Below are 26,555 nucleotides of genomic sequence, written 5' to 3'. Positions count from 1 at the left end.
ATTATTTACGCGATTTTAAAGTTGATTCAATGGACTCAATTTGAGTCTGCATATGATCCAGTTGTTTGACCAATTTGGTCAATGGCACATCTGCTAATTGTCGAAGACGAACAACCGTTCTTCGCCAATGATTTGTTTCAAATTGTCCAGTACCTGAAGAATATGAACCTGCTTCAGAAATATTTTTTGTGACCATTGACATACCTGTTATTGTCACATTATCGGTGATATTTATGTGTCCAACAACACCTACAGCACCCGCAAGGATACAGTTTTTGCCAATGGTTGTACTTCCAGCAATACCACACTTGGCAGCAAGTGCAGTATTTTCACCAATGTGTACGTTGTGAGCGATTTGCACAAGGTTATCAATAATGACACCGTTTGAAATAATTGTATCATCCAATGCACCACGATCAACACTACAGTTTGAACCGATACGCGCATCATTTCCGATACGTACCGAACCCAATTGAGCGATTCGATTCCACTTACCTTGATAAGGCGCAAATCCAAAACCTTCCCCGCCGATCACTGTATTGGCATGAATACGTACTCGATCACCGATCTTTGCAAAACCCGTCAGTGTCACATGAGAATCAATAAAGCAATCTTTACCAATTTCCACACCATCGTCAATTTTAACATGAGATTGGATAATGCTATTTGCACCCACCACACAGTCCTCACCAATCACAACATAATGCCCAATATAGGCATCATCTGCGATGATGGCAGAAGGTGAAATTTGAGCAGTCCGTTCAATTCCACGTTGGGTGATTTTAATTTCAAACTTATGCGTCAAGATTGCAAATGCAAGATAAGGGTTTGCCACAACAATGAAGTTTTGATGATGACTCAACTGCTTTTGCATTTCAGCTGTCACAATCAAAGCACCTGCTTTAGAATTTTGTGCGGCATTCAAATGCTTATCACCATTTACAAAGGCGATTTGATTTGCCTGCGCTTGTTCTAGACTTGCAAGTCCATTGAGGGCTAAATCAGGTTGACCAATTAGCTCGCCTTGAACAAGTTGAGCTAATTCATCGAGATGGAAATAATTGGATCTCATTGATTATTTAATTGCATTGACCTTTTGGATCATTTTAGCAGTTATATCGTTCTTTGCGTCATAAGCAAGTGCTGAATTTTTATTCAAAATATAATCTAAACCGCTTTCTTGGCGTAATTGTTCAGCAGCTTGCTTTACACGCGTCTCAAAAGTTGCATTGGTACTTTGAATTGTACTTTGAACTTTTGCTTGCACACCTTGTTGAATGGTTTGAAATTCATTCACTTTGGCTTGATATTGTGCATTGATTTGCTGAACATTTGCACCTTGAGCTTGTGCTTTCTGTTTTAAAGCTTCAATGTCTTTGGTGATTTGTTCAAGCTTTGAAGTCTGTGGTTTAACAGATTGTTCTAAGCTCGCATTTTGTTGTTTTAAATACGTACTACTTTCTACAACTTTTTCTAAATCAACCACACCAAAACCTGCTGCTTGAGTTAATCCAGCAATGCCTAGACCTAGGCCTAATACAACCATCTTCATTGTTTTCATATTTGTTCCTTAATTATGCTGTCATTAAATCCAAGATGAATCGTACTTAGAAAGTACGACCGATCTCAAATTGAATTTCTTTGGTTTCATCACCTGGTTTATCATTCAATGGGAATGCATAACTCAATGAAAGTGGACCAATCATGGTAATCCATGTAAAGCCAACACCCACACTGTAACGCATATTGCTCATATCAAAATCGTAGTTATCTTTACAATATTGTTTTGCATCAACAGATGTAGTCGAACCATTTAAATAAAGTGGACCTTTAGCAGTATTACAATCGGTATCAAATACTTGTGCACCTTCTGCAAATAATACTGGACGAATTTGACGTGCCCAATCCCCTTTAAATGGAACCGGCAATGCCAACTCTGTACCGAATTGAATCAAAGCATTACCACCCACTTCTTCTGGATCATAATCTTTGGTTTTTCTTTCGTTATACGTTACACCTGGGTACTGTGGCCCTAATGTACTGTTGTCATAACCACGAACAGATCCAAAACCACCGGCATAGAAGTTTTTATAGAATGGTAGATCATTACCATAACCCAATTTACCATAACCTCTTAACACAAAGTCATGACCTAATGGGAAATAGGTTTGCGCATCATAAGTTACCTTCTGGTATTCAACATCACTGCCAGGCAATGCAATTTCTGCATTGACACGATGCGAAGTACCATTGGTTGGAAAAATTGGACGGTTTAAAGTATTGTATGACCAACCTAAATTCAAGTTATAGGTTAAGAACTTACCTTCAAACTCATCACCATATGGAACTAATTTATCTGGCGGACAGTCTTTGTAGCCAGTAATATTCCCATTAACATCTTTAATTGGTTCTAATTCTTCAGTACAGTAGGTAGATGTATGAGTTTGCTTACCACCGTGCTTTAACAAATAATCACGTACATAAGTCGAAACATAAGCACCTGTGGTGACTTTAGTTTCGTCAATATTTAGACCCGCACTAATATTTTGGTTTTCATCAATCGGATAACCAAAAGTCAAACCACCACCAATACTGTCTGTTACATAGTTATTGACGTTATAGTCATCATTTAACTTGGTTTTACGATAGTACAAGTTATAACCACGACTCACACCATCAATGGTGAAGTATGGATCAGTCACACTTAAGTTATAATAATCTTGCGTTTCAGAACGTGACAAATCAATAGCAACACGGTTACCTGTACCCAAGAAGTTGGTTTGACTTAAACCCGCTTGGAAGGTAATACCACCATTCTGCGAATAACCCACTGCCAAGGTACTTGTACCTGAATGTTGTTCTTCAACTTCAACATTTAAATCCATTTGGTCAGGTGCATTTGGCACACGAACAGGTTTAACGTCAACTTTACTAAAGAAACCTGTACGTTCTAAACGCACTTTTGACAAGTCAATTTTTTCATTACTTGCCAACGCACCTTCCATTTGGCGCAGTTCACGACGTAATACTTCATCTGCGGTTTTTGTATTTCCAGTAAAGTTAATACGACGAACCGTGACTTGCTGACCTGGATTAATATAATAATTTAAATCAACTGTTTTCGTTTCATTGTTAATTTCAGGAACCACATTCACTTCTGTGTAGTAATAACCTGCATTACCATACTTACGCATTAACAGTTGTTTAACTGCATTCACTTTTTCTTGCGAATACGTTGTACCATCTTTATATATTTGCAGTGCTTTGAGTTCATCAGGTTTATAAAGTGCATCACCTAGGAACTTAGATTCACCAAATTTAAATTGCTCGCCTTCTTTGACAGAAACCTCAATAAAGATATGTTTTTTATCTTCACTGATATTTAAGTTCGAGCTGTTCACATCAAAATTGATATAACCTTTGTTCAAATACAAAGCACGTAAGGACTCTAAACTTGCTGCCATTTTTTCACGGGCATAGCGGTCATTACGAGAAATAATAGACATCCAACCACTTTCTTTGACAGCAAATGCTTGTTTAATATCATCATCACTAAAAACGGTATTACCAATGACATTAATATCAAAAACTTTAGCGGGTTTGCCTTCATTAAATTGAATATCTAGGTCGACACGGTTATTTGGTCGTGCAACTTGCTCAACACTAATATCAGCATCATAGCGACCTTGTTGAGCATATTGTTGCTCTAACTCAGTTTCTAAAGTTTGTAACGCAGATTTTTTCAGAACTTCGCCTTCAGCTAAGCCCATCTTCTTTAAACCTTCTTCCAACGCTTCTTTTGGAATCAGCTTATTGCCTTTAAAGTTAATTTTAGAAATAACTGGACGTTCAACAACTTTAAAAACTAAGACATTGTCTTGATTTGACGCTTGAATATCATCAAATAAATTTGAAGCATATAAAGCACGGATTGAATCAGCAATCGCAGGATCATTGACACGTTCACCACTGGTTATGGGTAAAAGTGCTAGAACACTAGGTTGTGTTAAACGTACCAAGCCATCTACACGGATATCTCGTGCAATAAACTCATCTGCAGCTTGTACTTGTTGTACAGCCGCCATAGCACTAACCAGTGCCAATGGCATAAATAAATGTGATTGCTGCATGCCTATTATTTTCCAGTAAGTTAATCCACTATTACGTTATAAACGCATAAAATCATTAAATATTGCAAGGAGCATCATGCTACCAAGCAGTACCATACCAATTTTTAAGCCAACCAATTGTATTTGTTCAGAAACAGGTTTACCACGAATTGCTTCAATTATGTAATAAACCAAGTGACCACCATCTAACATTGGTATTGGCAATAAATTTAAAATCCCTAAACTCACACTCATCAGTGCCATGAATGAGATAAATGATTGCCAGCCCATTTCTGCACTTTGACCAGCAACCTTAGCAATCGTAATTGGACCCGACAAGTTGTCTAAGCCAATTAAGCCACGGACCATTTTCACCATCGAATTCAAGATCATTGCTGAAAGCTGACCTGTCTTTTCAACAGCAACACCAAATGCTTCAACAGGATTATATTGAATCGTTTGTTTATATTCAGCAGGAATGCTCAGTTTGTCAGTCTGCGCTTGCACGCCTAACATACCAGTGACATTTCCCATATTATCCCGCTTACCTTGCGGCATGACTTGCAAATGTACAATTTGACCGTTACGTTGCACATCTACATTGAGTAACTTTTCAGGTGATTTTTGTACCACATCCACCACATCAAACCAATCTTTCATTTTGACTTGATTGATTGAAATGATTTGATCACCTTCTTTCATACCTTGACGAATTGCCGCACCATCACTCGTTAACTTATAAACAGTTGCAGGAATGTGCGGACGATAAGGTGTAAATCCAAGTACATCAAACGGAGACTGACTTTGATCTTTTAAGAAACTTTGTATTGGCAATTCAAATGTTTTTAATTGACCATTGCGCTCAGCTTGAACATCAATATGTCCAGTTTCACCCACACGGTCTACAATTGCATAATTGAGCTTTTCCCATGTGCTTGCTTGTGTACCATCAATTGCAACAATTTTATCACCCACGTGCATTTGTGCTGCCGCAGCAGGTGTATTGGGTAATACTGCCCCGACACGAGTGTTGAGTTGCTCTTGCGCAGGTAAAAATAAAATCCAAAATAGAAAAACTGCAAAAATCAAATTAATCAAAGGACCAGCAGCAACAATGGCAATACGTTTCCATGGTGGCTGGCGATTAAATGCATAAGGCACATCTTCAGCGCTTACATTACCCTCACGCTCATCCAACATTTTCACATAACCACCAAGCGGTAATGCTGAAAGTTGATATTGGATACCTGACTTCTTTGAAGTCCATTTAAGCAAAGTTGGCCCAAAACCAATTGAATAAACCAGAACTTTGACACCAAGTTTGCGTGCAACCCAATAATGCCCAAACTCATGAATTGCAATCAACGGACCGAGTAAGAATATGGCAGCAACGATGATAAATAAAACACTCATGATCAGCTTTCCAATTGCGTGATACGTTTAGATGCAACTTGGCGAGCAAGTTGATCAATGTGCAAAATCGTTTCAATCGAATCTGCTGAACCATTTTGAACGTGATTAAGCGTATGTTCAACCACCTGAGGAATTTCAACAAACGAAATCTGTTGTTGCAAGAAAGATGCCACAGCAACTTCATTCGCCGCATTCAAAATAGATGGTGCTAAACCGCCCGCTTGCATTGCATGACGTGCGAGTTTTAAAGCAGGAAAACGAGCCACATCTGGTGCTTGGAAATCGAGTTGTGAATGTACAAATAAATCTAAAGGAGGAACATGTGTTTCAATTCGCTCAGGCCACGCAAGTGCATGTGCAATTGGTGTACACATATCAGGATTACCCATTTGAGCCAAAGTTGAACCATCCACATATTGAACCATTGAATGAATGATACTTTGTGGATGAACAACAACTGTAACAAATTGTTCTTGAATTGAAAATAAATGACACGCTTCGATTAACTCCAAGCCTTTATTCATCAATGTAGCTGAATCTACTGAAATTTTCTGTCCCATTGACCAGTTTGGATGCTTACATGCCTGTGCAGGAGTTACTGTTTTTAATTGTTCTAAGCTAAAGTTTAAAAATGGCCCACCAGACGCTGTTAACAAAACTTGTTTAACACCCTGCTTCGGTTGACCATTACCTTCTGATTGTAAATAGTTTTGAGGAAGGCATTGGAAAATTGCATTATGTTCAGAATCAACAGGCAGTAACAAAGCTTGATGATCTTTTGCTGCTTGAAGCATGATATCACCAGACATCACCAAAGCTTCTTTATTGGCAAGCAAAACTCGTTTCCCTGCTTTTACTGCTGCTAAAGTTGGCAATAAACCTGCCGCACCAACAATTGCAGCCATCACAACATCCACTTCAGGATGTTCTGAAACAGCGATCAGACCCGCTTCATCAGTCAAAATTTCTATATCTAAAATATTTTGAGCTTTTAAAAGTTGCTGTAACTCACCCACTTTATCCGAAGGTACAACAACGCATTTTGGATGATACTGTTTGCATATTTCACTCAGTTCTTGAATTCGACTATGCCCAGTAATTGCAAAAACTGAATATTGTTCAGGATGCTGTTCTAAAACTTTTAAAGTACTGCGCCCGATTGAACCTGTAACACCCAATATACAAACAGATTGTGACATCTATAAATCTACACCAATAAGTTTTAAAACATACATTCCCGCTGCAAAAATTGGAGCTGCAGCAAGTAATGAGTCAATACGGTCAAGCACTCCACCATGTCCAGGTAGAATACGACCCGAGTCTTTAATACCAGCACGGCGTTTAATCATTGATTCAAATAAATCGCCAAGCACAGAACTAAATACAGTTACGATAGACAGTACAAGAAAAAGAATATGTTGCGAAAGGGTTAAATGTAGATAAACGGATTGCACAATAATAATAACAATTGCAACTGTAATGATTCCGCCAACTAAACCTTCAATTGATTTATTTGGGCTAACAGCAGGTGCTAGTTTATGTTTACCAAATTTTCGTCCAACGAAATAAGCACCACTATCTACTCCCCAAACTAAAAGGAAGAGATACATCAACCACCAAGGTGAGCTTTTCCAAACTTCAAAAATTGCAGTCACAGCTGCACTTATTAAAACCAAGCCCACAACATTTAAAGTGACATTATACCAACCATCATATTCAGGATAATTTTTCACCCAATAGAGACTGCATAACCAAGTCAGAATTGAAGCACTCCAAAGGATGAGTGCCAAATCATTAAAATACAATGCTAAGCTAGAAAATAATGCGGTTAAGACACCAAAACCAGCTGCTTTAATCTTATTCACATGGTCAGATTCTTTTGGCATGAGTTTAGACCACTCATAGCCTGCTGCCCCAGCTGCGATAATCATTAACACTAACATTGGATATTGTGAATGTGTTGCAAACATACAACTAAGTACAACAGCAACCAGTACCAATGCGGTTATAATCCGCTCTAACATTATAAATTCTCTATAAACGCTTGTTGAATTTGTTCAGTGGTTTTTCCAAAACGTCTTTCACGTCCAGAAAAAATATTGAACGCATATTCTAATTCTTTCACTGTAAATTCAGGCCATAAAGTCTGAGTAAAATACAGTTCAGCATATGCCGCTTGCCACAGCAAGAAATTAGATAATCGATAATCTCCAGCTGTACGAATCAATAAATCTACAGGTGGCAAATCACCCAAACTGATTTGACGTGCAAATAATTCAGTATCAATTTGATTCACATCAATTTGTTCATCTTTAACTTGTTGTGCAAGTTTACGAGCAGTATCTGCAATATCCCACATACCACCATAACTAACAGCAATAGTTAAAGTCATGTCACTGAAATTAGCAGTCCTTTGTTCAGCATGCAACATTAATTCTTGAAGCGCTGGCGAAAGCCGACTACGATCCCCAATAAACCGCAAAGCGATTTCAAACTTTTCCATACGTGGAATTTGTTCTTTAATTGTTTCTTCTAACAATTTCATTAACAAATCAACCTCATACTGAGGTCTATTCCAATTTTCACTTGAAAAAGCAAAGACTGTTAAAGCTTGAACACCTACAGTTCGGCAATACTCTACAATCGGATCAAGGACATTCTTACCTTCACGGTGCCCATCACCTTTTTGTAGTTGTTTCTTTTTAGCAAAACGATTGTTGCCATCCATAATGATGGCAACATGTTTTGGAAGATGATTGTCTTCTGATGTGGTCATTAGAAATCTTAGACCTTCATCAATTCAGCTTCTTTCGCAGCAAGACGTTTTTCAACTTCAGCAACATATTTATCAGTGATTTTTTGGATTTCATCACCTGCACGACGCTCATCATCTTCAGAAATTTCTTTTTCTTTCAACAATGCTTTGATGTCACCCAATACATCACGACGAATGTTACGAATCGCAACTTTTGCATTTTCTGCTTCGTTACGCGCAACTTTTTGCATATCACGACGTGTTTCTTCAGTTAATGCCGCCATTGGTACACGAATCGCATCAGCAGTGACTGGGTTTAAACCCAAATCTGATTCACGAATCGCTTTATCAATTGCACCCACCATTGAACGTTCAAATGGCTGTACCAATAAAGTACGTGAGTCTTCTACACCTACGTTCGCCACTTGGTTTAATGGTACGTCAGAGCCATAGTAAGGAACCATAACACCGTTTAGGATGGATGGATGCGCACGACCTGTACGAACCTTTGCAAAACCATGTTCCAACGAGTCGAGTGACTTGTTCATACGGTCTTCAGCATCTTTTTTAAGATCGTTAATCATATGATCTTCCTTACTTATTTATCTAAATGTATATAACTTAAAATTGCAGTAGTATAAAGAGCTTTCAGGGTCACGTACATTAATTTGTAACGTGAGTACCTTCTTTTTCACCCATTACGACAGAAAGCAAAGCGCCAGATTTGTTCATATCAAATACTTGTAATGGCACATTGTGGTCACGGCATAAGCAAATTGCTGTTAAATCCATCACACCAAGCTTCTCATCTAAAACTTCATCAAAGCTTAAGAAGTCATATTTTACAGCATCGTCATATTTGCTAGGATCTTTATTATAAACACCATCTACTTTGGTTGCTTTTAAGATCAAATCCGCTTCAATTTCAATACCACGTAAACACGCTGCTGTATCTGTAGTAAAGAATGGGTTACCTGTACCTGCAACAAATACGCACACTTCACCTTGTGTCAAATGACGAATTGCATCACGGCTTGAATAAGATTCAACCACAGCACCAATTGGAAGCGCTGACATTAAACGAGTTTTAATATTGCGACGCACCAATGCATCACGCAATGCCAAACCATTCATAACCGTTGCGAGCATCCCCATTTGATCGCCAGTTACTCGCCCAACCAAACCATCTTTTTGAAGTTGGCTGCCGCGATATAAATTACCACCACCAACTACGATACCCACTTGCACACCCAAACCAACTAAGTGTGCAATAGATAAAGACATTTGATCTAAGACTTGAGCATCAATACCCATGTCTTTATTACCCGCAAGCGCTTCACCCGAAAGTTTGAGCAAAATACGCTCATAGCGTGGCTTTTTAGAATCTAACATCACAAAACTCCAATACTTATATCTACAATTTTATTCGTATAACCTTAACTGAAACTTGAAATCCTTAAACTGATTTAATTTTAATCAATTTCGCATATAAGTCATACTCATCTGCATCGGTAATTTCAACTTCCAATAAATCACCTGCTTTAATCAGTGATTTATCAATATCTTCAACAAATACATTACCGTCAATTTCAGGTGCATCTGCATACGAACGTGCAACTGCAACTGGGAACTCTTCTTCAAGATCATCAACCAGTACAGTCATGGTTTGACCAATACGTTTTTGCAATTTTGCAGCAGAAATCGCTTGCTGAACTTCCATAAAACGTTCATAGCGTTGTTGTTTAATGTCTTCAGGCACATGATCAGGTAAATCATTTGCTGTCGCACCTTCAACTGGCGAATAGGTAAAACAACCTACACGATCAAGTTGCGCTTCTTGCAACCAATCCAACAACATTTGGAAATCTTCTTCAGTTTCACCTGGGAATCCAACAACAAATGTTGAACGAATCACCAAATCTGGGCATTTTTCGCGCCACAGTTTCAAACGCTCTAAAGTATTTTCACTATGTGCTGGTCGCTTCATCAATTTTAAGATGCGCGGACTGGCATGTTGAAAAGGAATGTCTAAGTATGGCAGGATTTTACCTTGTGCCATTAAATCAATCACAGCATCTACATGCGGATAAGGATAGACATAATGCAAACGAACCCAGATCCCCAATTGACCTAATGCTTCGCACATGTCATAGAATTTGGTTTTGACTGGCTGACCATTCCAAAAGTCCAACTTATACTTGGTATCTAAACCATAAGCTGAAGTATCTTGGGAAATCACCAAGACTTCTTTTACGCCCGCCTTTTTCAAAGCTTGCGCTTCGGTTAAAACCGATCCAACTGGACGAGAAACTAAATCACCACGCATACTTGGAATAATGCAGAAAGTACAACGATGGTTACAACCTTCTGATATTTTCAAATAAGCATAATGCTTTGGCGTCAAACGAATCCCTTGTTCAGGAACAAGGTCAATAAATGGATTGTGTTTTGGCGGCTCTGGAACATACTGATGTACGGCTTCCATCACTTCTTGATATGCTGCTGCACCTGTCACTTTTAAGACATTTGGGTGCATCTTACGAATTTTGTCTTCATCTTTACCCAAACAACCTGTGACAATCACACGACCATTTGCGCTCATGGCCTCGCCAATTGCGTCTAAAGACTCTTGTACTGCAGATTCAATAAAACCACAGGTATTAACAACAACTAAATCAGCACCATCATAATCTGATGCTACATCATAACCCTCAGTTTTTAACTGAGTTAAAATTCGTTCAGAATCTACCAATGCCTTAGGACAACCTAAAGAAACAAAACCGACTTTGGGGGACTTCATGAATCTGCGCTCCACTAGAATGCGCGTATTGTATGTCTTTTCTAAGGATAAAAACAGTTGAAAACGACACTCTTTGTGTCATGCACCAAAATATATCCAAACTTTTTATCAAAATATTTAAATGCACCATTTTAATGCATCAATATGCTAACGTAACAACATCAATTACACTCAGCGATCGATAAAGGGCGATTTCTGCGCAATTTTTATAATTCATGTAAGAAAACTGAGCAAATAATAAAAGTTGGCGTGTATTTTGCTTTATATCAGCATTATTTATATCTATGAATTTTCCTTGAAGTTGGAAATATTCAGTGAGGTCAGATGCCATTGCGCTATTTTAAGACAGGAACGCTTTGCTAATGGATCAATCCCCAACCATTGATTATAGACTACTTGTGGATAATTTAACTACAGCAATCCTTTTGGTTGATTGCAATTTAAATGTGTTTTATCTGAACTCATCTTGCGAAGCGCTATTTGATATTAGTTTATTACGTGCTGCAGGTCAGCCCGTGATGAATTTACTACATGCACCAAATGATAGCTTTAATACATTTGAAGCCTTAAGCAATACACTAAAAACAGGTCAGGCTTATACTCGTCGTGAGGCGATCATCAATGTCAACTTTAAAGACAGCCATGTCGATTATTCGGTATCACAGTTAAATACGGGAAGACCTTATCATCCATTGCTATTAATTGAGCTTAATCCAATTGATCGCATGTTGAAAATATCAAAAGAAGAAAACTTAATTCAACAACACCAAGTTGCGCGTCAATTGATTCGTGGCGTTGCGCATGAAATTAAAAATCCGTTAGGTGGCATTCGTGGTGCAACCCAACTGCTCGCACGCAGTTTAAATGATCCTCAATATTCTGAATTTACTGACATCATTATCAGTGAAGTCGATCGTCTGAGAAACTTGGCAGATACCATGCTCGGTTCACGTCAACTACCTAGTTATGAACCTGTGAATGTACATGAGCCACTTGAGCGTGTTCGCTCACTCATCGTTAACCAAACCAAAAAGAAAGTTAAAATTACTCGTGATTACGACCTTTCTTTACCCGATGTTAAAGCAGATCGTGATCAACTGATTCAAGTCATGCTGAATATCAGCGTCAATGCAATCCAAGCAATGACTGAAAATAAAGAGTTCTTTGTCGAACATCAACCTGAACTCATTTTACGTACTCGTATTCAACGGCTCGTCACCATTAATGGTGTACTGAATAAATCTGCCATCCGTATTGATATTGAAGACAATGGCCCCGGTGTCCCAGAAGAAATTTTAGAATCTGTATTCTATCCACTGGTTACAGGTCGTGCGAAAGGCACAGGCTTAGGGTTGAGTATTGCCCAAAATATCATGCATCAACATAACGGAATGATTGAATGTCAATCAGTTCCAGAAAAAACAATATTTAGCTTATATTTACCTTGGGAGTCTAACCATGTCGCATAATAAAATCTGGGTAATCGATGACGATCGTGCAATGCGCTGGGTCTTGGAAAAGACTTTCAAAGAAGAAGGATTTGATGTTACTAGCTTTGAAGAAGCACAATCCGCGCTTGATCAGCTACCTAATAATGCCCCTGATGTGATCTTAACTGACATTCGTATGCCAGGTATTGATGGTTTAACCTTTTTAAGTAAAGTCAAAACCAATTACCCTGACCTACCTGTGATTATCATGACTGCACATTCAGATTTAGAGTCTGCGGTTTCGAGTTATCAAACAGGTGCTTTTGAATATTTACCTAAACCTTTTGATATTGATGAAGCACTGGCACTGGTGAATCGTGCAATTTTGCATATCAATAAGTTACAACAACAAGAATCTGCCAAAGCCGCACCAATTCAGTCAACTGAAATTATTGGTGAATCTCCTGCAATGCAGGAAGTGTTTCGTGCAATTGGTCGTTTATCACAATCACACATTACTGTACTCATTAATGGTGAATCTGGCACAGGTAAAGAGTTGGTTGCGCATGCCCTGCACCGCCACTCACCACGTAGCAGTAAACCGTTTATTGCCTTAAATATGGCGGCAATTCCTAAAGACTTGATCGAAACAGAATTATTCGGTCATGAAAAAGGTGCTTTTACAGGTGCCAATACGCAACGCCAAGGTCGTTTTGAACAAGCCAATGGTGGTACGTTATTTTTAGATGAAATTGGCGATATGCCTTTTGAAACTCAAACACGTTTACTGCGTGTTTTGGCGGATGGTGAGTTCTATCGTGTAGGTGGTCACATTCCAGTACGTGTTGATGTGCGTATTGTTGCGGCAACCCATCAAGATTTGGAAAAACTGGTGAATGATGGACGTTTCCGTGAAGACTTATATCATCGACTAAATGTGATTCGTATTCATATTCCAAAGCTTGCACATCGCTCTGAAGATATTCCTATGCTTGCACAGCATTTCTTGGCACGTGCAGGTAAAGAATTAGGCGTTAGTCCAAAAATTTTACGTCCTGAAACACAAGAATATATTCAGCAATTGCCTTGGCCGGGAAATGTACGTCAACTTGAAAATACTTGCCGTTGGTTAACGGTGATGATTACAGGACGTGATGTTTATCCTGAAGACTTACCTGCTGAATTGAAGCAAATTCCAATTCAAAAACCTGATGATCTCGCGCAAATCCAATCAGGTGTAGATCGTATTGCCTTACATCATTGGGATGAATTATTGGGTCAATGGGCGATTCAAAAGCTTAAAAATGGCGAAATGAAAATTTTAGACATTGCGACACCAATGTTTGAACGCACTTTGATTGTTGCTGCGCTACAACAAACTCGTGGTCGTAAACGCCATGCTGCTGAATTGTTGGGCTGGGGACGAAATACACTAACGCGTAAACTCAAAGAATTAGGTATGGATTCTGCCGAAGATGATGAAGAGGAAGAAAATAGATCTGTGGCGAGTTAAGATCGCTTAGGGCTTTTTTCAATACGCCATACACTGCTGTTTGCTTTGTATGGCTTTTTTATTGCTTAGGTTCTAAAAATTTATTCACTTTTACTCCCAACAACATGAGTATGTTTAAAGTAGAAAGCATTTAAATCAACGAACTTCTTCAAACCACTAAGCTAATAAATACTTTAAATAGTGAATGTATAATGACACTTCAATTTAAAGTTATATTTTTATAATACGATGATAAAAATAACAAACATGAATAAATTTCATGTTGAGATGGATATGCAACAGCATCACAAAGTTGATCAATACATTGAGCCAACACAGCTGATATTGAGTTAAGTTACTCAGCTTTTACACACTTAAAATTGAGTTCAAATTGTAAAATAAAGGACTACTTTTTATCTTTATCATTTTTTCTGATGTATATATGAGTAAAATTCCCCATTAAATGAAAGAAATTCACTCTTTTTGATCAGGTTTTGCTAGTCCAAAACTCCAAGTCGATGTAACATATTGCGTCTTTATAAATTACTGCGATAGGACTTTCATGCGCGAGTATGCTGTTTTTACTTCGGAATCTGTAAGCGAAGGTCATCCTGATAAAATGGCGGACCAAATCAGTGACGCTATCTTGGATGCAATCTTAAAAGAAGACCCTTATGCACGGGTTGCTTGTGAAACATTAGTAAAAACTGGTGCGGTAGTCCTTGCGGGTGAAATTACAACAACTGCGAATATCGATTTTGAAACAGTTGTACGTCAAACTGTAAACGGTATTGGTTATCACCATACAGACTTAGGTTTTGATGGTTCAACGTGTGCCGTGATCAATATGGTTGGTAAACAATCTCCTGAGATTGCGCAAGGTGTTGATCGTCAAAAACCTGAAGACCAAGGTGCAGGCGACCAAGGTTTAATGTTTGGTTATGCAAGCCGTGAAACTGATGTGCTAATGCCAGCACCAATTTCATACGCTCACCGTTTAATGGAAAAGCAAGCTGAATTACGTCGCAATGGCAGCCTTCCATGGTTACGCCCAGATGCGAAAAGCCAAGTCACTTTTGCTTATGAAAATGGCAAACCTGTTCGCTTAGATGCAGTGGTACTTTCAACGCAACATGATCCTGAAATTTCTCAAACTAACTTAAAAGAAGCTGTAGTTGAAGAAATTGTTAAAAAGATCATTCCTGCTGAAATGTTCCATGCAGGCACTAAATTTCACATCAATCCAACAGGTATGTTTGTGATTGGTGGTCCTGTAGGTGACTGTGGTTTAACAGGTCGTAAAATTATTGTTGATACTTACGGCGGTATGGCACGTCATGGTGGTGGTGCTTTCTCTGGTAAAGATCCATCAAAAGTTGACCGTTCTGCTGCTTATGCAGGTCGTTATGTGGCAAAAAATATTGTTGCTGCTGGACTTGCTGACAAATGTGAAATCCAAGTGTCATATGCGATTGGTGTTGCTGAACCAACTTCTATTTCGATTAATACATTCAATACGGGCAAAGTATCTGATGAATTAATCATCCAATTGGTACGTGAGCATTTTGACCTACGTCCATATGGTATTACGCGTATGCTTGACCTAATTCAACCAATGTATAAGCAAACTGCTGCTTATGGGCACTTTGGTCGTGAAGGCTCAGATAATGCATTTACTTGGGAAAAAACAGATAAAGTTGAAGCGCTTAAAGCTTCTGCAAATTTGTAATTTACACAAGTTATTGAACATAAAAAACTCGCTTATGCGAGTTTTTTTATGTTTAAGGCCAAGACCATTGAGTGTACTTGAATAGCAATCCATTTTATTTTTAATAAGTAAAAAACCCCGCTTTTACTTTTTAAATAGATTAACGATTCGATTTAGAATCTTGCTGTAACACTTCTAACAAAGAAATTTGAGCTGGTGTTTCAACTTGATGATTTTTAATAAAAATATGTCCAACTTTAAAACTGATCGCAACCACTAAACACGCGACAATACAGAATATCCATGCAGCATAAGGACTTCTGATATGTTGTGAGCCACATTTTGGGCAAACTTTTTCAGTAGAAGAAACGACTTCATCGCAACAAGCGCAGTGATATTGTAAGATCATACAAACTCTCCTTTCTATAACGCTATTATTGTTTTTCTTTGTTACACTACGATTATATCCGTTAACGTAATGTAACTTAAAACCCTTTTATTAGTGTACATCATCAAAATATTTAAACAAGCCCTTTTCTTAAAATGTACCAAAAAATCAAATAAATAAAAATAATTCAATATTTAACAAAAACTTAAATTAATCAAAATTACAATCTTAGGCAACTATTAAATTTACATTACATATTTTTTTAAATAAAAATTCACGTTATAATTTTTACAATGTGTAAATTTAGTTTTGGAATTCTCTTTGGTACAGCTCATAAAAAAAGGTGGTTTGCGAGAACGTGCCAATCGTAGCCGAAAATATGCTGAGTCAGAAAATAGTATCAAAACTTTAGATCCGCATCGCTACGCTATTAGCAATCAAGACAATAATGAAAACTCTCAAGTTGAAGCAGAAACTGTGCAAACACAATCGGCAATAGAGAATTCACTTCAAAAAAAGAAAGATTAAAATAGTTTAAAAACATCTACCCATAGAAATACAGCAAAAAGTAAGAAAAAACTACCTGAAAGAATATCAATATAACTTCCAGATTTTTGATAGAGCGCTTTAATTTTCGGGATAGACATAATCATCATTAACAAACTAAACACCGCAAAAGTTTGAATTGGAATAATCACAGCCAATTGAGGCTTGATATTCATACCCGCTGTTGAACTCAAAGCCAAAGAAAATACACTACTGAAATAAATCACAATTTTAGGATTAGAGAGATTGGTCAATAAGCCCAATAAAAAATAATTCTTCGGCTGTTGTTCTATCACACCATCCAAATTTGTGCTTTGTTTTAAGCCTGCAATTCCGCCTTTCAACATGGCATAACCCATTTTTGCAAGGAAAAATCCACCGATGAGCATTAATACTTGTTGAATCCACGGCCATTGTTCCAGTAAAACAGTAAAGCCTAACAAGGTAAGAGTTACCCACACGACCACACCAACAGATATCCCTAAAATAATCTTTAGCGTATTGGCACGTGTAGTTGAAGCAGCACTTTTTGCTACAAGCAGAACATCAGGTCCTGGACTCAGTTGTGCAACAAAATGCAGCGCACAAATCGTCAATAACATCGACATAATTTAAAACTTACACATTTTCTATCACTATAATTATATCCTTTGATCAATAATTTGATCACTATTTACTGTTAAATATCTGAAAGTTGATTCCTTTTTATACGTTTATAATGTGTTGAAAATTTTTAAAAGCGAATTTGCATAAAAAAGCTGAATCTTTCGACTCAGCTTTATTAAAATTGTACTTTTGAACTTATTTCTGATTTACATCTTTAAGCTCAATTTGTTTACGTTCAGGCTCAACTTCATGTGCTTCACCATCAATGATCGTTGAATTTCGAGATTGACCACCTGATTGTTGATTTTGCATGTCTTGCATTTGGCGCATTAAATCTGCAAATGGGTTTTGACCTTGAGCACCGCCCATGTCTCCCATATTGCCCATCATGCCACCCATCATATTATTCATCATGGCTTGTTGTTTTTTCGCCATGAATTTCATCCCTGCATTTTGAATCATCTTTTGTACAGGTGGTAGCATCATTAACAATGCCAATACATCTGTGATTAAACCAGGAATCATCAACAAAATCCCTGCAAATGCAATTGCCATTTTTTTAGTCACAGAACCATCAGCACTCATTTGCCCTGTCATTTGCATTTGTTGCAGTTGTGGCATAATCGTCGCAGTACTTGAACGTAGCAAGCTCAACCCAATCACAAATGCGATGATGAACCAAAAGAATACATACCAGCCACTAATGAATTGAGCAACCCCAATCCAAACGAGGATTTCTAATATGATACCGATTAAAATAATGGGAAATAATTTCATTAAGAAAAATTCATCTCTAAGATAAAAATAATTTTCACTAAAAACTTTCAAAATTTACAAGAAAATTCTTAGCTTTTAATATTGATAAGGGCATTTTAAAAATTTTAAAGGGCAAACTCAAAGTTAAACGCAAATTTATAATGATTTCTGCCATTTAAATTGCGAAGTCTGATAAAAAAGATAAATTGCAATCACTGTACCCACAGGAAAGAAAAATAATAAAATCATAGCAATAAGTTGTGAAATATTACGCCCTCGTGTTGTACCTCGCGCAGATTCATAAGCGGCCACATTATGCAAATACAGCATCCAACCAAATAAAGCCAATAAAATTAAAAATACCATAACAGCATTCAAATCAAATTTTCTCAGTATGCCGATACCCAACAAACTTAATCCGACGACATAGATCATTGAAAAAATACGATGAATCCAATACACCTCATAATTTCTCACATTAAGCTTAGCATTGTGATTATTCGAACCTAATTTAGTTAAGTTTAAGTTTTTAGCAGACATGTTTTTCTCTAAATACCGAGATTCGTTGAAATTTATTCATCAATATTACAACCGCCTTAAAATTATACTTACATTTCCCCTGTAGAATCATATAATTGAAAAACTATGAATGATCAACAGTATTATGTCTTTAATTATTGGAATTGACCCTGGCTCTCGTTTAACTGGATATGGCATCATTGAAAAAGACGGTCAAAAATTGTCTTTTGTTGATGCAGGAACCATCCGAACTGAAACCACGGAAATGCCTGAACGTCTTAAACGAATTTTTGCGGGTGTAGATCGTATTGTCAAATTTCATGGTCCAACTGAAGCTGCTGTTGAGCAGGTTTTTATGGCGCAAAATCCTGATTCTGCTTTAAAACTAGGTCAAGCTCGTGGCGCTGCGATTGCTGCTCTAGTGAATTTAGATTTACAAGTTGCCGAATATACTGCCCGCCAAATCAAACAGTCTGTGGTCGGTTATGGTGCGGCAGATAAAGAACAAGTACAAATGATGGTGATGAAGTTACTGAACCTTTCCATTAAACCTCAATCCGATGCAGCAGATGCCCTCGCCGCTGCAATTTGTCATGCACATGCTTCAGGCAGTATGAGCAAACTTGCTGTATTGAATGCTTTAGGCGGTATGGCGCGTGGAAGAAGTCGGAACAGTAGCAGAAGGCGTTAAGTATCAGAATAACCCCATATTCATTTTGGGGTATTTTAAGTTCACACATTAAATTTTGATAGAAAGAAAACATTATAAGTACGATATTTATGAAATTTATAAAGAGCTTAGCAAATTAAGCATGAAAATTGTAAGCTACAAATAACTTGCTGTATCTTTTCGAATTTCACGGAGACTTGGTTGTTTTGAATAAGTCGCAATCAGCATTTTGCCTGAATTTCGTAAGTTCTTCTTTTGTTCTGGATCAACCCTAATCAATACCAATTCTTCTGGTATGCGTTGATTCGCTATTTCACGACAAATAATAATATTTTGATTTCTCTCAATAATTTTATAATTTGGAAATTCTTTTTGCAATTTATCTTTAAACGAAAGTGACTGATCTTCCTTTTTACGATCACCCAGTTGTGTATAGATAATCAGCAAAATACATGCCGCAAAGACAATCGCCACAATTAAATACTTTTCAATCATTTTATTTTACTCGGAAATACTTTTGCTGTTTTTCATTATAGTGATAAACATGGGTTTCATTGACGGGTACAATATCATAAGACTCTGTCCTATATTGGCGTTTCGTTCCTGAATATTGAATTTCAATATCATACAAACCATCATGTTCAGTATCTAAAAAGTGATCATCACCTTGTGTATTGTATGTTCTTTCGTCCCCAGTCATCCTCAACTATTTTAAGTATTTGCATGATTCACAACATAATAAACAGCCTCTTGCATATGGTGCGCCTGTATCCCTCTTTCACCCTGCTGTGCGAGCCGATCACCTGCCAATGCATGTAAAGTCACAATATCATGCAAAGCAATTTTATCAGCAAATTGTGCTTTCAAACTTGCGATCATTCCCGCAAGAACATCCCCCATGCCACCTGTCGCCATACCTGCATTTCCAGCAGTACAAATCCATAATTGATCTTCTAAAATCAGACTTCCTGCACCTTTAAGTACCCACTGCCCCGAATATTGATGTTGTAGCTTTTGAATCGCTTGAATACGATCATTTTCAATATCTTGCACACTACAGTTCAGTAGTTTTGCCGCTTCACCGGGATGCGGTGTTAAATAAGTATCTGCTTTTAGCTGAGTTGAATGTATCGCTAAAAACCATAAGGCATCTGCATCCAATACCACCTGTAAATGTTTCGCTACATTCACCTTTGCAAACCATGTTAAAAACTGTTGTTCTGCCCATTCATCACGCCCCAACCCCATACCAAAACTGACCGCATCAACTTGATCAATTAGGACTTGAATATCATCCATTGTTAATGCATTGATATCACGCAACATAATATTCGGCGAACGTGCCAAAATGGCAGTATGGTGCTTTGCATCACACACAATGGTCACTTTGCCCGCACCTGCACTAAAAGCAGATTCAGCAGCCATCATCGCAGCGCCACCCATGTCTGCATGCCCACCAATTACCAAGACATGACCATAACTTCCTTTATGACCAAAGGCTTGACGTTGTGCTAATTGGATGTGATTTGGAGCAAGTTGCGCAATTGGTTTTAATTCTGCATCTGTTGGAATGACTGAAATTACGTCAATAATTCCCGAATATTCTTTAGCCTGCCCCGTAAAAAGCCCTGCTTTTAAACCCAAAACCGTATAAGTACGATCTGCTTTAATGGCAATCGGTAAAGGCTGTCCTGTATTTGCGTTCAAACCACTTGGAATATCTATGGCAATTTTCAAACCTGATTGTGCATTAAAATATTGAATGACTTCTTGCCAAAATTGGTCTAAATCACGATTTAAACCGATCCCAAATAAAGCATCTATATGACAATCAAATTGCGTGATTACATTTTGATTTAATGAACATTGATTCTGCATATTTTGATTTAAAATTGAATGAATCACTAAATCATCTTGCTTGGCAACATTCACAGCCAACTTTAAATCTTGAGATTCACCGAGTGGTGTTGCAAAGATTTCAACATGATAACCCAATTGATTTAAATAACTGGCTAGACAATAACCATCACCTGCATTATTCCCAGCACCACACCAAATCGCTATTTTGCGTATTTTCGTTTGAGAATGTGTAAATAAAGTATCAAGACGCTGTGCAATTGACCAAGCCACCTGTTGCATTAGACCAAAAGAGCTATTTTGCTGCGCAAACCAACGACGTTCCCATGCTTGTAATTCGTGGCTATGATAAACTTGTTGAAGCATCGTCCTGTCCTTTTCTTGTTCCAATTTTTAGTCTATTGATTTTACTATGTCAGCAACTTCAGCTTCACCACACATTCCACTGCAACAAATTGATTCACATGAATTAAAATTGTGGATTAAGCAACAAGCTTTGCAGCTAGGTTTTGCTGATTGTGTCATTGCTCGCCCCGATGCTCAAGCTGAATTAGCGCGTTTTAAAGAATATTTAAAACGTGGTTATCATGGCGATATGAAATTTCTTGAAGAGAATTTAGAAAAAAGAGCTGATCCAACGCTTTTGGTTCCAGGGACTAAAAGCATTATCTGTGTTCGAATGAATTACTTGGTCGAAACCCCAAAACCGCGTTATGTACCCGATGAACCCAATTCAGCAATTATTGCTCGCTATGCACGAGGACGTGATTATCATAAAGTCATGCGTGGACGTTTAAAAACCTTAGCAAGCAAAATTAAAGAAAAAGTCGGTGAATTTGAATCTCGTCCATTTGCAGACTCTGCGCCTATCTTTGAAAAATCCTTGGCTGAAAATGCAGGAATGGGTTGGACAGGTAAACATACTTTACTGATTCACAAAACATCAGGCTCTTTCTTTGTATTAGGTGAATTGTTTAGCGCTTTAGAGCTACCTTTCGATGAACCTGCAACATCCCATTGTGGTTCTTGTACCGCATGCATTGATATTTGTCCGACGCAAGCGATTGTTGAGCCTTATATGCTTGATGCACGTAAATGCATTGCTTATTTAACCATTGAATATAAAGGCATCATTCCAGAAGAACTTCGTCGTGGCATTGGCAATCGAGTTTTTGGCTGTGATGACTGTCAGTTGATTTGCCCTTGGAATAGTTTTGCAAAAAAAGCCACGATCGAAGATTTTAATCCTAGACACGGTTTAGACCAAATGAGCTTATTGGATTTATGGCACTGGGATGAACCAACTTTTTTAAGCTGCACCGAAGGCAGTCCAATACGGCGCACAGGTTATCAAAGCTTTATGCGTAATATTGCAATTGGCTTAGGAAATGCGCCATTTTCGCAACAGATTATCCAAGCATTGCAACAAAATAAATCACTGCATGATGAAGTTGTGCAAATCCATATTGATTGGGCCATTGCAGAGCAATTGTGTAAACAACTGGCAATTTAAGCACATTCCTTTTGATATTTCATTCAGATCTTAAATTTACAGATCCTTGCAAAGTTCTTATTTATTTTATATTTTAATGACAAATACAAAGAAGTTATTATCCTATAAAATACAAATTTTGTAAGTAATTCACAAAAAAACTGTTCAACATTGCAACTATATCTATAATTTTAGTTTTCTATTTTATTGATATTTTTAATCGTAAGATACCATCATATTTGGACTTTTTTGCCCTTTGGAATTGGCACGAATTATGTATTATAAACACTATTAGATAATGATTATCACGGATTAGACCAATGACAGTACGTAATGACTGGACTCGTGAAGAAATTCAAGCTTTATACGATCAACCTTTTCTTGATTTAGTTTTTAAAGCGCAACAAACGCATCGTGAGCATTTTGATGCCAATACGATTCAAGTGAGCACTTTACTTTCAATTAAAACAGGTAAATGCCCTGAAGATTGTAAATACTGCTCTCAGTCTGCACGTTATGATTCAAAACTTGAAGCTGAAAAACGCATTGCAGTGGATAAAGTCATCAGCGAAGCCAAAGAAGCAATTGCTTCTGGTTCTTCTCGTTTCTGTATGGGTGCTGCATGGCGTAATCCACATGAACGCGATATGCCTTATGTGATTGAAATGGTTCGTGAAGTAAAAGCACTCGGTTTAGAAACCTGTATGACTTTAGGTATGCTTAACCAATCTCAAGCTGAACGTTTGCATGAAGCGGGCTTGGATTATTACAATCACAACCTAGATACTTCTCGTGAATATTACTCACATATTATCAGCACACGTACTTTTGATGATCGTCTGAATACTTTAGATCATGTACGTAATGCAGGTATGAAAGTTTGTAGCGGTGGTATTGTTGGTTTAGGTGAAAGTCGTAAAGATCGTATTGGTTTATTACATGAGCTAGCAACATTAGCCATTCACCCTGAATCTGTACCAATCAACATGTTGGTTCCAATTGAAGGTACGCCTTTGGCTGATGTTGAAAAACTTGATGTCACAGAATGGATTCGCACCATTGCTGTAGCACGTATTATCATGCCAAAAAGCTACATTCGTCTTTCAGCAGGACGTGAATCACTCTCTGACTCGGATCAAGCTTTAGCATTTATGGCAGGTGCAAACTCACTGTTTAGTGGTGAAAAGCTACTGACCACACCGAATGCTGGTGAAGGTAAAGACAAACAATTGTTCAGCAAATTGGGGCTAAAAGTAGAAAAAGCCAAACCAACTATTTCTGAACTGACCATTGATGCAATGGCAAGCTAATACTTAAAAAGCAATCCCTTTTCAATGAGAAGGGATTGATCTTTATTGTTTGATTTTCATCTAAGAATCTAAGTTTTGAAAATTTAAGTTATTTGCAAATCTAAGGTATTTTGAAAATCCAAGACTAAAAATAATTCAACAGAATAAAAACTATAAAGACGTGACTAAAATTCCATACTTAGACGTTAAATACATTCCCTGACGAATAATATCTGTCCCATTTGCATGATGCACTTTTAACTCTTGAGCAATCGCATCATATTGAAAGGAATCAAAACAATCTTGATGCTGGCACAGCCAGTTGAGAGTATCTGCAAGATGTTCATCTACAATATAATTTTCTGTGAGAAAGTCTTTAGACATAAAAATTAAACGATAAAAAGATGGTTATTATTGTACATGAAATAATTTTTGAGTTTAAAACTAGCGCATGAAAATATTGAAATGTTGAATAAAAAGAACAAACAGAAAGATTCAATTTAAAATATCACCACATTCATGCCAAATATGGTGATATTTCCTATTTAATCATAGCAACATCATCTTGTAGATCAGTTTAATGATGCGCCCCACATTTACGACATTCCTTAATAACGATGTTATGCCCAATCTCATACTCATAACTATGAATGCACAATAGCTTTCTGATTTTGCTCAACATTCCTAAACTCCTTTTACTATTCCTACTTGTTTTATTTATTCCTACCACTTTAAAGAAAGCCTAATTAGACTTTTAAATATAATTATCACAATTTTTCATAAGTTGAAATATATTTTCTTACATCTTTAGTCGTAGATGGATTGAATGATTCATAACAGAATTTTAAAGCCTGATTTTCAAATCGTGATAATTCATTAAATTATTGGTTTTATTGCTGAAAATTACACTTTTCATATTAAAAATTTGTTGTTTTTAAGCTTGATTTAATCAAACTTTTATATAGGATGAAATGATAGCTTTTTCTACTAATAATCTTTTTAACTAGAAAGCTTTAACACAATTTAAACATATCCATAAGATTATAAAGGAATTTTCTATGCAAGGAAGAATGATGCATCAACCGCTCCTGATCAGTAGCATAATTGAACATGCTGCTCGCTATCATGGAGATACCGCCATTATTTCTAAAAATACGGATGGCACAATTACCAAAACAGATTGGACACATGTTACTAAAAACTCAAAACGGTTTGCCAATGCACTGAATGTTTTAGGTCTTGGACTAGGTGATCGTGTTGCAACAATTGCATGGAATAATCATCGACACTTAGAATCTTGGTATGCCATTTCAGGCAGTGGTTTAGTTTGTCATACCATCAACCCTCGCCTATTTCCTGAACAGCTTGTTTTTATTATTAATGATGCACAAGATCGTGTTGTATTATTTGATAAAACCTTTTTACCTTTAATTCGTGCTGTCAAAGCCCACACACCAACGGTTGAGCATTTTATTTATCTGGGTGCTTTTGACCAAGAAGTTGCAGATGCCGTGCCTGATGTTAAATTCTATGATGTTCTTATTGCCGAACATTCTGAACAATATGAATGGCCTGAGCTTGATGAAAATACAGCCAGCTCACTGTGTTATACCTCAGGGACAACGGGTAACCCTAAAGGTGCTTTATACAGCCACCGTTCAACTGTTTTACATACCTATGCAATCTGCTTACCAGATTCATTAAACTTGTCTGCAAATGACATCATGCTACCTGTGGTACCTATGTTCCATGTCAATGCATGGGGCACACCATACGCAGCGGCAATGGTTGGTTGCACCTTCGTCCTACCTGGCCCTGGCTTAGACGGCGCAAGCTTGGTGCAAATGATTGATGAATATAAAGTCAGTATCGCGCTGGGTGTACCAACGATTTGGCAAGGCTTACTCGCAGCAGCGAAACAAACTGGCAGCACATTGGTCAGCCTTAAACGTAATGTTGTCGGTGGTTCAGCTTGCCCTCCTGCAATGATGAGAGCCTTTAGAGATATCTATAATTGTGAAACCATCCATGCTTGGGGCATGACTGAAATGAGTCCTTTAGGTACAGGCAATCAACTCAAAGCTAAACATTTACAACTTTCAGCAGAAGAACAATTTAAAGTCCGTCTTTCACAAGGTCGCCCACCTTTTGGTGTAGATTTACGTATTACCGATGAAGAAAATGGTACACATGAAGTCAGCCGTGATGGTCATACCACAGGTAACTTACAAGTGAGAGGTCACTGGATCATCGAGTCTTATTATGGCAAATCTGAGAATGCTTTAACTGCAGATGGTTGGTTTGATACAGGTGATATTGCATCAATTAATGAAGATGGTTACCTCTTATTAAGTGACCGTGCTAAAGATTTAATTAAATCTGGTGGTGAATGGATTTCTTCAGTAGAACTGGAAAATATTGCCATGAGCCATCCTGAAATTGCGATGGCAGCAGTGATTGCTGCTGACCACCCTAAATGGGATGAACGCCCTGTGGTTATTGCAATTAAACAACAAGGTGCTGCAATTACCGAACAAGATTTATTAGACTACTATGAAGATAAAATTGCGAAATGGCAGATTCCAGATAAGGTTGTTTTTGTAGAATCTATTCCTTTAACAGGTACAGGAAAGATGCTCAAACGTGATTTACGTGAACAATATGGAAAAATATTGTTAACTGAATAAGCTGATCATTTAAATTCCCAAAGAAAAGCCTTTTAATA

The 26,555-nt window shown here is 37.5% G+C and carries 26 protein-coding genes; 8 read left to right on the top strand and 18 right to left on the bottom strand.

Going from position 1 to position 26,555, the window contains the following annotated elements:
* Nucleotide 1: 1 nt before the first annotated feature.
* The 10 genes from lpxD to rimO form a co-directional block, all read right to left on the bottom strand.
* Nucleotides 2-1,072, bottom strand: coding sequence for a UDP-3-O-(3-hydroxymyristoyl)glucosamine N-acyltransferase (lpxD, locus tag GGG_RS0101435; RefSeq protein WP_010111472.1), 1,071 nt, complete (start codon nt 1,070-1,072; stop codon nt 2-4).
* Nucleotides 1,073-1,075: 3 nt separating this feature from the next.
* Nucleotides 1,076-1,561, bottom strand: a complete 486-nt coding sequence (locus GGG_RS0101430; RefSeq protein WP_010111471.1) for an OmpH family outer membrane protein — start codon at nt 1,559-1,561, stop codon at nt 1,076-1,078.
* Between the two features lie 46 nt (nt 1,562-1,607).
* On the bottom strand, nt 1,608-4,130 hold the full coding sequence (gene bamA / locus GGG_RS0101425) for an outer membrane protein assembly factor BamA (protein WP_010111469.1): 2,523 nt from the start codon (nt 4,128-4,130) through the stop codon (nt 1,608-1,610).
* Nucleotides 4,131-4,166: 36 nt separating this feature from the next.
* Nucleotides 4,167-5,522, bottom strand: a complete 1,356-nt coding sequence (rseP, locus tag GGG_RS0101420) for an RIP metalloprotease RseP (RefSeq protein WP_010111467.1) — start codon at nt 5,520-5,522, stop codon at nt 4,167-4,169.
* Nucleotides 5,523-5,524: 2 nt separating this feature from the next.
* The gene (ispC, locus tag GGG_RS0101415) at nt 5,525-6,721 is read right to left on the bottom strand and encodes a 1-deoxy-D-xylulose-5-phosphate reductoisomerase (protein WP_010111466.1); all 1,197 of its coding nucleotides are present in this window, start codon (nt 6,719-6,721) and stop codon (nt 5,525-5,527) included.
* A complete protein-coding gene (locus tag GGG_RS0101410) occupies nt 6,722-7,546 on the bottom strand; it encodes a CDP-archaeol synthase (protein WP_010111465.1) in 825 nt (274 codons plus the stop codon). It lies immediately after the preceding gene.
* A complete protein-coding gene (gene uppS, locus GGG_RS0101405) occupies nt 7,546-8,298 on the bottom strand; it encodes a polyprenyl diphosphate synthase (RefSeq protein ID WP_010111464.1) in 753 nt (250 codons plus the stop codon). Before uppS ends, GGG_RS0101410 begins: the two co-directional genes overlap by 1 nt.
* Before the next feature lie 8 nt (nt 8,299-8,306).
* Nucleotides 8,307-8,861, bottom strand: coding sequence for a ribosome recycling factor (gene frr / locus GGG_RS0101400; protein ID WP_010111463.1), 555 nt, complete (start codon nt 8,859-8,861; stop codon nt 8,307-8,309).
* 79 nt (nt 8,862-8,940) lie between these two features.
* The gene (pyrH, locus tag GGG_RS0101395) at nt 8,941-9,669 is read right to left on the bottom strand and encodes a UMP kinase (protein WP_010111462.1); all 729 of its coding nucleotides are present in this window, start codon (nt 9,667-9,669) and stop codon (nt 8,941-8,943) included.
* Between the two features lie 64 nt (nt 9,670-9,733).
* Complete coding sequence (gene rimO, locus GGG_RS0101390; RefSeq protein WP_010111461.1) at nt 9,734-11,077, bottom strand: 30S ribosomal protein S12 methylthiotransferase RimO; 1,344 nt, start codon at nt 11,075-11,077, stop codon at nt 9,734-9,736.
* A 362-nt stretch (nt 11,078-11,439) separates the two neighbouring features.
* Between rimO and glnL the strand changes: the two genes are divergently transcribed.
* The 3 genes from glnL to metK all read left to right on the top strand — a co-directional run bounded on the left by glnL (nt 11,440) and on the right by metK (nt 15,728).
* The gene (gene glnL, locus GGG_RS0101380; RefSeq protein WP_010111457.1) at nt 11,440-12,546 is read left to right on the top strand and encodes a nitrogen regulation protein NR(II); all 1,107 of its coding nucleotides are present in this window, start codon (nt 11,440-11,442) and stop codon (nt 12,544-12,546) included.
* The gene (glnG, locus tag GGG_RS0101375; protein ID WP_010111455.1) at nt 12,536-14,020 is read left to right on the top strand and encodes a nitrogen regulation protein NR(I); all 1,485 of its coding nucleotides are present in this window, start codon (nt 12,536-12,538) and stop codon (nt 14,018-14,020) included. Before glnL ends, glnG begins: the two co-directional genes overlap by 11 nt.
* A 541-nt stretch (nt 14,021-14,561) precedes the next feature.
* Entirely contained in the window at nt 14,562-15,728 is a 1,167-nt protein-coding gene (metK, locus tag GGG_RS0101370) for a methionine adenosyltransferase (RefSeq protein ID WP_010111453.1), read from the top strand.
* 139 nt (nt 15,729-15,867) lie between these two features.
* Here metK and GGG_RS0101365 read toward each other — a convergent pair whose 3' ends face one another.
* On the bottom strand, nt 15,868-16,116 hold the full coding sequence (locus tag GGG_RS0101365) for a hypothetical protein (protein WP_010111451.1): 249 nt from the start codon (nt 16,114-16,116) through the stop codon (nt 15,868-15,870).
* A gap of 300 nt (nt 16,117-16,416) precedes the next feature.
* On the opposite strand from GGG_RS0101365, the gene GGG_RS0101360 reads away from it, so the two are divergent.
* On the top strand, nt 16,417-16,623 hold the full coding sequence (locus GGG_RS0101360; RefSeq protein WP_010111450.1) for a hypothetical protein: 207 nt from the start codon (nt 16,417-16,419) through the stop codon (nt 16,621-16,623).
* Here the strand turns inward: GGG_RS0101360 and GGG_RS0101355 are convergent.
* The 3 genes from GGG_RS0101355 to GGG_RS0101345 form a co-directional block, all read right to left on the bottom strand.
* Complete coding sequence (locus GGG_RS0101355; protein ID WP_010111449.1) at nt 16,620-17,249, bottom strand: LysE family transporter; 630 nt, start codon at nt 17,247-17,249, stop codon at nt 16,620-16,622. The genes GGG_RS0101360 and GGG_RS0101355 overlap by 4 nt on opposite strands.
* A 193-nt stretch (nt 17,250-17,442) precedes the next feature.
* A complete protein-coding gene (locus tag GGG_RS0101350) occupies nt 17,443-18,024 on the bottom strand; it encodes an FxsA family protein (protein WP_010111448.1) in 582 nt (193 codons plus the stop codon).
* Between the two features lie 135 nt (nt 18,025-18,159).
* Nucleotides 18,160-18,543, bottom strand: coding sequence for a hypothetical protein (locus GGG_RS0101345; protein WP_010111447.1), 384 nt, complete (start codon nt 18,541-18,543; stop codon nt 18,160-18,162).
* A gap of 124 nt (nt 18,544-18,667) precedes the next feature.
* Here GGG_RS0101345 and ruvC point away from each other — a divergent pair, with 124 nt between their 5' ends.
* Nucleotides 18,668-19,213, top strand: a complete 546-nt coding sequence (gene ruvC, locus GGG_RS0101340) for a crossover junction endodeoxyribonuclease RuvC (protein WP_029574385.1) — start codon at nt 18,668-18,670, stop codon at nt 19,211-19,213.
* A gap of 135 nt (nt 19,214-19,348) precedes the next feature.
* Here ruvC and GGG_RS0101335 read toward each other — a convergent pair whose 3' ends face one another.
* Genes GGG_RS0101335 through GGG_RS0101325 form a run of 3 tightly spaced genes read right to left on the bottom strand, consistent with a single transcriptional unit; the run spans nt 19,349 to nt 21,415 of the window.
* Nucleotides 19,349-19,687, bottom strand: coding sequence for a hypothetical protein (locus GGG_RS0101335; protein ID WP_010111445.1), 339 nt, complete (start codon nt 19,685-19,687; stop codon nt 19,349-19,351).
* Nucleotide 19,688: 1 nt separating this feature from the next.
* On the bottom strand, nt 19,689-19,892 hold the full coding sequence (locus GGG_RS0101330) for a hypothetical protein (RefSeq protein ID WP_010111444.1): 204 nt from the start codon (nt 19,890-19,892) through the stop codon (nt 19,689-19,691).
* Between the two features lie 11 nt (nt 19,893-19,903).
* Complete coding sequence (locus tag GGG_RS0101325; RefSeq protein ID WP_010111442.1) at nt 19,904-21,415, bottom strand: bifunctional ADP-dependent NAD(P)H-hydrate dehydratase/NAD(P)H-hydrate epimerase; 1,512 nt, start codon at nt 21,413-21,415, stop codon at nt 19,904-19,906.
* Nucleotides 21,416-21,461: 46 nt separating this feature from the next.
* On the opposite strand from GGG_RS0101325, the gene queG reads away from it, so the two are divergent.
* On the top strand, nt 21,462-22,562 hold the full coding sequence (queG, locus tag GGG_RS0101320) for a tRNA epoxyqueuosine(34) reductase QueG (RefSeq protein WP_010111440.1): 1,101 nt from the start codon (nt 21,462-21,464) through the stop codon (nt 22,560-22,562).
* 299 nt (nt 22,563-22,861) lie between these two features.
* The gene (gene bioB / locus GGG_RS0101315; RefSeq protein ID WP_010111438.1) at nt 22,862-23,851 is read left to right on the top strand and encodes a biotin synthase BioB; all 990 of its coding nucleotides are present in this window, start codon (nt 22,862-22,864) and stop codon (nt 23,849-23,851) included.
* Nucleotides 23,852-24,001: 150 nt separating this feature from the next.
* On the opposite strand, the gene GGG_RS0101310 is transcribed toward bioB, so the two are convergent.
* Nucleotides 24,002-24,214, bottom strand: a complete 213-nt coding sequence (locus GGG_RS0101310; protein ID WP_010111437.1) for a hypothetical protein — start codon at nt 24,212-24,214, stop codon at nt 24,002-24,004.
* Between the two features lie 674 nt (nt 24,215-24,888).
* On the opposite strand from GGG_RS0101310, the gene GGG_RS0101305 reads away from it, so the two are divergent.
* Entirely contained in the window at nt 24,889-26,517 is a 1,629-nt protein-coding gene (locus GGG_RS0101305) for a long-chain-fatty-acid--CoA ligase (protein ID WP_010111436.1), read from the top strand.
* The last annotated feature ends 38 nt before the right edge of the window (nt 26,518-26,555 follow it).

Origin of the sequence: Acinetobacter sp. P8-3-8, from assembly GCF_000214135.1 — a bacterium.
Taxonomy (GTDB): domain Bacteria; phylum Pseudomonadota; class Gammaproteobacteria; order Pseudomonadales; family Moraxellaceae; genus Acinetobacter.
This window is presented reverse-complemented; position numbering and strand designations above follow the sequence as displayed.

Bases quoted from the DNA above. Each gene is read 5' to 3' on its own strand.
- lpxD (WP_010111472.1), bottom strand. From the start codon at position 1,072: ATGAGATCCAATTATTTCCATCTCGATGAATTAGCTCAACTTGTTCAA.
- GGG_RS0101430 (WP_010111471.1), bottom strand. From the start codon at position 1,561: ATGAAAACAATGAAGATGGTTGTATTAGGCCTAGGTCTAGGCATTGCT.
- bamA (WP_010111469.1), bottom strand. From the start codon at position 4,130: ATGCAGCAATCACATTTATTTATGCCATTGGCACTGGTTAGTGCTATG.
- rseP (WP_010111467.1), bottom strand. From the start codon at position 5,522: ATGAGTGTTTTATTTATCATCGTTGCTGCCATATTCTTACTCGGTCCG.
- ispC (WP_010111466.1), bottom strand. From the start codon at position 6,721: ATGTCACAATCTGTTTGTATATTGGGTGTTACAGGTTCAATCGGGCGC.
- GGG_RS0101410 (WP_010111465.1), bottom strand. From the start codon at position 7,546: ATGTTAGAGCGGATTATAACCGCATTGGTACTGGTTGCTGTTGTACTT.
- uppS (WP_010111464.1), bottom strand. From the start codon at position 8,298: ATGACCACATCAGAAGACAATCATCTTCCAAAACATGTTGCCATCATT.
- frr (WP_010111463.1), bottom strand. From the start codon at position 8,861: ATGATTAACGATCTTAAAAAAGATGCTGAAGACCGTATGAACAAGTCA.
- pyrH (WP_010111462.1), bottom strand. From the start codon at position 9,669: ATGTTAGATTCTAAAAAGCCACGCTATGAGCGTATTTTGCTCAAACTT.
- rimO (WP_010111461.1), bottom strand. From the start codon at position 11,077: ATGAAGTCCCCCAAAGTCGGTTTTGTTTCTTTAGGTTGTCCTAAGGCA.
- glnL (WP_010111457.1), top strand. From the start codon at position 11,440: ATGGATCAATCCCCAACCATTGATTATAGACTACTTGTGGATAATTTA.
- glnG (WP_010111455.1), top strand. From the start codon at position 12,536: ATGTCGCATAATAAAATCTGGGTAATCGATGACGATCGTGCAATGCGC.
- metK (WP_010111453.1), top strand. From the start codon at position 14,562: ATGCGCGAGTATGCTGTTTTTACTTCGGAATCTGTAAGCGAAGGTCAT.
- GGG_RS0101365 (WP_010111451.1), bottom strand. From the start codon at position 16,116: ATGATCTTACAATATCACTGCGCTTGTTGCGATGAAGTCGTTTCTTCT.
- GGG_RS0101355 (WP_010111449.1), bottom strand. From the start codon at position 17,249: ATGTCGATGTTATTGACGATTTGTGCGCTGCATTTTGTTGCACAACTG.
- GGG_RS0101350 (WP_010111448.1), bottom strand. From the start codon at position 18,024: ATGAAATTATTTCCCATTATTTTAATCGGTATCATATTAGAAATCCTC.
- GGG_RS0101345 (WP_010111447.1), bottom strand. From the start codon at position 18,543: ATGTCTGCTAAAAACTTAAACTTAACTAAATTAGGTTCGAATAATCAC.
- ruvC (WP_029574385.1), top strand. From the start codon at position 18,668: ATGTCTTTAATTATTGGAATTGACCCTGGCTCTCGTTTAACTGGATAT.
- GGG_RS0101335 (WP_010111445.1), bottom strand. From the start codon at position 19,687: ATGATTGAAAAGTATTTAATTGTGGCGATTGTCTTTGCGGCATGTATT.
- GGG_RS0101330 (WP_010111444.1), bottom strand. From the start codon at position 19,892: ATGACTGGGGACGAAAGAACATACAATACACAAGGTGATGATCACTTT.
- GGG_RS0101325 (WP_010111442.1), bottom strand. From the start codon at position 21,415: ATGCTTCAACAAGTTTATCATAGCCACGAATTACAAGCATGGGAACGT.
- queG (WP_010111440.1), top strand. From the start codon at position 21,462: ATGTCAGCAACTTCAGCTTCACCACACATTCCACTGCAACAAATTGAT.
- bioB (WP_010111438.1), top strand. From the start codon at position 22,862: ATGACAGTACGTAATGACTGGACTCGTGAAGAAATTCAAGCTTTATAC.
- GGG_RS0101310 (WP_010111437.1), bottom strand. From the start codon at position 24,214: ATGTCTAAAGACTTTCTCACAGAAAATTATATTGTAGATGAACATCTT.
- GGG_RS0101305 (WP_010111436.1), top strand. From the start codon at position 24,889: ATGCAAGGAAGAATGATGCATCAACCGCTCCTGATCAGTAGCATAATT.